The 5,255-nt window shown below is 34.9% G+C and carries 5 protein-coding genes and 1 riboswitch; of the genes, 2 read left to right on the top strand and 3 right to left on the bottom strand.

Features of this window, described 5'->3' with window-relative positions:
- Positions 1-691, bottom strand: a 691-nt coding sequence (locus AB3X49_RS17210) for a DUF3967 domain-containing protein (RefSeq protein ID WP_367963603.1), incomplete at its 3' end; no start/stop codon positions are given.
- Between the two features lie 236 nt (positions 692-927).
- Here AB3X49_RS17210 and nucA point away from each other — a divergent pair.
- Both nucA and comJ read left to right on the top strand, forming a co-directional pair.
- Positions 928-1,362 carry a DNA-entry nuclease gene (gene nucA, locus AB3X49_RS17205; protein WP_002014817.1) on the top strand — a complete coding sequence of 145 codons (435 nt, stop codon included), beginning with the start codon at positions 928-930 and terminating at the stop codon, positions 1,360-1,362.
- A 39-nt stretch (positions 1,363-1,401) separates the two neighbouring features.
- Positions 1,402-1,791, top strand: coding sequence for a competence protein ComJ (gene comJ, locus AB3X49_RS17200; protein ID WP_002088359.1), 390 nt, complete (start codon positions 1,402-1,404; stop codon positions 1,789-1,791).
- A gap of 40 nt (positions 1,792-1,831) precedes the next feature.
- On the opposite strand, the gene metE is transcribed toward comJ, so the two are convergent.
- Together metE and AB3X49_RS17190 are read right to left on the bottom strand one after the other, a co-directional pair.
- Positions 1,832-4,120, bottom strand: a complete 2,289-nt coding sequence (gene metE / locus AB3X49_RS17195) for a 5-methyltetrahydropteroyltriglutamate--homocysteine S-methyltransferase (RefSeq protein WP_367963601.1) — start codon at positions 4,118-4,120, stop codon at positions 1,832-1,834.
- Positions 4,121-4,250: 130 nt separating this feature from the next.
- Positions 4,251-4,438: riboswitch (cobalamin riboswitch) on the bottom strand.
- Between the two features lie 222 nt (positions 4,439-4,660).
- The gene (locus AB3X49_RS17190) at positions 4,661-5,218 is read right to left on the bottom strand and encodes a PadR family transcriptional regulator (RefSeq protein ID WP_060749077.1); all 558 of its coding nucleotides are present in this window, start codon (positions 5,216-5,218) and stop codon (positions 4,661-4,663) included.
- Positions 5,219-5,255 lie beyond the last annotated feature (37 nt).

Genomic DNA, 5,255 nt, shown 5'->3' with positions numbered 1-5,255 from the left:
GAAAGAAGCTTTGCTCTTTTGAGGCGGCGACTAATCTTTTTGTTTCTTGAATTTCGCGAATAACTTGCATAAGTTGTGTATCACGGTTGCTATCTTTATTGTAAATTTGATTGACAAGTTTATTCATTTTTTCTTCTTGTTTGGATTCTCGCTTATACATATGATTCATTAATAAGTCCATCTTTTCTTTTTGGAGTGCATCTGTTTGAGCGGCGTGAACAACTAGATCTTGTAACATTTTTTCTTGTGAGCCTTCTTTTACATAAACTTGTTGCATTAGTTCATCTAATTTCTCGTCTTTTAAACGATTTTGTGTAATGAGAGTAGAGTTTTGATGAATAATTGCTTCATTTAATTGAGCAAGCATTTCAAGCTTTAGCATGAACTCCTCAAAGTTACGCCCATCTTCTTTTGGTTGCACTTCTTGTTTATCTTGAATAACAGGTACAGGTGGGGCCTCTTTTTCTTTTAAAATAATAGGTATTGTTTCTGAAATGTCCTCTTGTAATGTAGCAGCTCTTTCATGTATAGATTTCAATAGTTTTAAATCATCCAATTTATAAATACGAGCATCAGCTGTTTTTGAAATGATATAACCGTGTTCCTCTAAGAGTTGGCTATATTTTCGGACTATATGTTTTGGGATACCTGTTTTATTTGTAACATCTTTCGTTTTATAAATAGCTTCCATGATAGTTCCTCCCCAAAAAGTATCGTATATATCATTTCAACCTTTTATGAGGACTTCCTTTGAAAAAGAATGTCGGAAGGTTATTAGTTTTCTACAGCATTAGTGAAAAGATGAAGAAAAATGAATGTTTTTGGCGGAATGGAGAGGAAGAGCTAAAATAATGTCTGAAAACATACATAGAAGAAGTTTGTTATAATAACTGAGGAAAAGAAATTGGTAGGAACACGGAGGTACACATGAAGCAATTTAAAGGTATTATCATTTCAATTATTGCAATTCTTTCTCTTTTGGTAGCAGTATATGAAGTACTTGTGCCAGAGGAGACAAGTACTAAAAAAACAACTACGTATGATCAAATTCTAGAGTTCCCGAAAGAGCGATATCCAGAGACCGGGAAACATATAACGGATGCTATAAAAGAAGGACATTCGGAAATGTGTACAATTGATCGTAATGGTGCAGCGGATAGAAGGAAATTATCGTTAGCGCCATATCCGACGAAGAAAGGTTATGATCGTGATGAATGGCCGATGGCGATGTGTAAGGAAGGCGGGAAAGGAGCTCATATTGAATATATAAGTCCAGCAGATAACCGCGGTGCAGGTTCTTGGGTAGGGAATAAGCTAGACAAATATCCAGATGGTACGCGTGTGAAATTTGAAGTGAAATAGTAATTGGCATACATTTCATAGTGGAGGAGAGGGATAGTTATGGAATTAACAATTTCATATTCGCAATTAATGATAATGAACTATGATGGTCAGCAGCCTTATGTAGATTGGACTCCTGAAGATTTTGAAAGAGGCTATGCTGAGGTGGATGGAGCTATTATTTTTGAAGCAATCTCTGACTATACTTGTGAAGTGGAAGTTACTTGTGGAAATCATATTGAGAAAGAAGAAGTGGTTAGAACGATATCAGTTCCTTTCACAGTGAAGAATGAAGAAGTATATATAACAAGTATTCTTTCTAATAAATATCATATTCCTATTCCGAACGGGGAATATATGATAGTCTTGCAGGCAACTCCTCTTGAAGAGCCATCAGACGATGAATTGTATAAAGTACAATACGACTTCTATTTTGAGAGTGTAGAATAAAAAAACGTGTTATCCTTTTTGAAGGATAACACGTTTTTTATTATGCGTTTGTTTTTAGGAGAGAACGAGCGTCTTTTGCCGCCTGAACCATGTGCTCTAAAGCAGGTATGACTTCCTCAGTTCTTCGTGTTTTTAAACCACAGTCTGGATTAATCCAGAAATATTTAGGGTCACATACTTGTAAAGATTGTTCTACGATTGTGAACATTTCATCTTTACTTGGGACACGTGGGCTATGAATATCATATACCCCTAGACCAATTCCTTTTTCATATGTTGTATGCTTTAATGTATTAATAAATTCTCCATGACTTCTTGATGTTTCGATAGAAATAACATCTGCATCTAACGCTCGAATTGCATCTACAATATCTTCGAAGTTACTATAACACATATGAGTATGAATTTGTGTTTCATTTTCTACAGAAGATGTTGCTAAAAGGAATGATTGAACTGCCCATGTAATGTATGCATCCCAATCTTTTTCTTTTAACGGCATACCTTCACGAAGTGCAGGTTCATCGACTTGGATTACTCTAATTCCGGAAGATTCAAGTAATTCAATTTCATGACGAAGTGCTAATGCAATTTGATATGATACTTCTTTTCTTGAAATATCATTTCGAACGAATGACCAATTTAAAATAGTGACAGGTCCAGTTAGCATACCTTTTACTACTTTCTCTGTTAAGCTTTGTGCATATACAGTTTCTTTAATAGTCATTCCACTTATAAAGGCAACATCACCATAAATAACAGGTGGTTTTACGCAACGAGAACCGTATGATTGTACCCATCCGTTTTTAGTAAAGGAGAAACCAGCAAGTCTTTCTCCAAAATATTCCACCATGTCAGTTCTTTCGAATTCACCATGTACTAGTACATCAAGACCAATATCTTCTTGGTAACGAATCCACTTTGCAGTTTCTTTTTCAATGAATTGATTATATTGTTCATTTGTAATATCGCCGTTACGCCACTGTTTACGTGTTTGACGAACTTCAGATGTTTGCGGGAAGCTACCAATAGTTGTTGTTGGTAACAACGGTAATTGTAAAGCTACTTGCTGTAGATCATATCGTTTTTCGAATGGAAGAGGACGTGAGAAATCATCTTCTTTAAGTGATGTACGTGCCACTTTTACATCTTCACGATTACGTGCAGCTGATGAGCGGATTGCATGATGTGCATTACGATATGTTGTTAAATCGCTACTGATGCTTTCTACACCTTTAGTAAGAGCAGAATGGATAAGGACTAGTTCTTCTAATTTTTGATTAGCAAATGCAAGTGCATCAAATAATTCACTTGTTAAGTGCGTTTCTTCCGTTTTATCAATTGGAGTATGCAATAAGCTACAAGAAGGTTGAACAATTAAACCTTTTGCTGTGATTTGATTTTGTAATGTTGTAAATAAAGAAAGTACATCATCAAGATCAGCTCTCCAAATGTTACGGCCATCTATACAACCGATAGCTAAAATTTTATCAGCTGGGAATCCGTATTTTGAAATAGCATTTACATTACCTTCTTTGCCATGAACAAAGTCTAATCCAATACCAGAAACAGGGAATGCAATAATTTCTTCATAGTTCTCTTCTACACTATCAAAATATGTTTGTAGAAGAAGATTCGCATTTGGAACCTCTTTATGAATAGCTTCGTAAAGTTCTTTCGCTTGATTAATTTCATCTTTTGTTAAAGATGCGAAGATTGGTTCGTCAACTTGAATAATTTGTGCTCCAGCTGCGTGTAATTCAGAGAATAATTGTACATAAGGTGCAACTAGCTCTTTTAAAATAGTGGCAAATTGCTCTTCGTTATAACCTTTTGCTAGTTTTAGGAATGTATAAGGGCCTAAAATAACTGGTTTTCCATCAACGCCTAACTCTTTTTTCGCTTCTTCATATAAACGAAGAGGACGATTGTCTTTTAAAGAGATTTGTAATCCTTCTTCATATTCAGGAACAATGTAATGATAGTTTGTGTTAAACCATTTTGTCATTTCAGAAGCAACGTGATCTTTAGAGCCGCGTGCCATTGCAAAATATACATCAAGGTAAGAGGTAAACTCTGAAAAACGTGACGGGATGAATCCTAACATATAGGCCGTATCCAGAACGTGGTCATAATATGTAAAATCGCCAACTGGAATTAATTCAATTCCCTTTTCTTGCTGTACTTTGACGTGTTGAAGGCGAATTTCTTTCATTGTCGTTAAAAATTGTTCTTCATCAATTTTATTGGACCAAAAAGCTTCCAATGTTTTTTTCCACTCTCGTTGTAGTCCGATACGTGGATAACCTAAGTTACTTGTTTGAATTGCCATTTTAAATTCCTCCCTAATTGAAAGTAAGCATTTCCGTTTACTCGGAAATACCTATAACAAAAAGCATAAAGGCATAGAAAAATAAGCCTTCCTTTTTGTTCTTAACACCTCATCATCATCCGTGAGTCTATCAGTGTTGTTAAAATAGGCAGGTATCCTGACTTATGCTTCATATAATTTCTTTCACCTTCCCGCTTTCACAGTGGCACAAAAAAGAAATCTCAGCATTTACAGTGGCGGGACCGTGTTGGAGTTTCACCAAACTTCCCTTTTAAACACGAAGTGAAATATTCGTGTACCTATTTTCCTTTTGAAAGGAATTTAACAAGCGATATGATATTGAAACAAATTCTAACACAATTTTCGGAATTTTGTCCACTGTTTTAAAATAAGAAAATTCTAAAGTTTTTTATTTCTTTTTATTCGGAAAATTAAGTTTTTTGATGTTTATTTATTATTAAAATGAGGGTGTTTTGAGTTGCGAGGAATAATTATAGTGTTAAGTTTTTCTAAAAGAGGAGGCACCTCTTTTAGAAAAACTTAATCATTATCTACACCTATTTCTGAAAGACGACCTGCAGTTGCATCTTGTAAGAGCGTGTTTAGCCAACGTAATTCAACATTAATATGCTCAATGACGCTTTGTAGAATATATAGTTGAGCACGAGGAACTAGTTGTTTATTATGATCGTATATCGTTTGCATTGTATGTAAATAGAGCATTGTATCATCTCTCTTTTTTTTCAAAATAGGAACTAGAGCTTGTTCGTCGCTAAAGTGAGCGAAAGAGAGCGCTGAATAAATAGGTTTATATATTTGGTTTTTCGCTTCAAATTGTTTTAATAATAAGGTGTGGAAAAGGGCTTTTCCTTCCCCTGTTATATGGAAGATTGTTTTATCTGGTCTATTCGTATCTCTAACAATATTGGTAATGCTAATCGCACCTTGTTTTTCTAATTGCTCGAAGGCGTAGTATAGCGATCCCTTGGCATATTTAATATAACAATCCATTTGTCTTTCTTTCATTATGTGCTGCACTTCATAGGGATGTTTATCTCCTTCGAGTAACAAGCCGAGAATGACTAACTTCATGCTCATGCTGTCTCAACTCCTGTATATAGAAACTTTATATATA

Origin of the sequence: Bacillus sp. C30 (assembly GCF_040838255.1) — a bacterium.
Lineage (GTDB): Bacteria > Bacillota > Bacilli > Bacillales > Bacillaceae_G > Bacillus_A > Bacillus_A mycoides.
The sequence above is the reverse complement of the archived record's forward strand: the minus strand, read 5'-3'. Positions and strand labels throughout refer to the sequence as shown.

What these genes read in the sequence shown, in the direction of transcription:
- nucA (WP_002014817.1), top strand. Translation starts at nt 928, where the DNA reads ATGAAGCAATTTAAAGGTATTATCATTTCAATTATTGCAATTCTTTCT.
- metE (WP_367963601.1), bottom strand. Translation starts at nt 4,120, where the DNA reads ATGGCAATTCAAACAAGTAACTTAGGTTATCCACGTATCGGACTACAA.
- comJ (WP_002088359.1), top strand. Translation starts at nt 1,402, where the DNA reads ATGGAATTAACAATTTCATATTCGCAATTAATGATAATGAACTATGAT.
- AB3X49_RS17190 (WP_060749077.1), bottom strand. Translation starts at nt 5,218, where the DNA reads ATGAGCATGAAGTTAGTCATTCTCGGCTTGTTACTCGAAGGAGATAAA.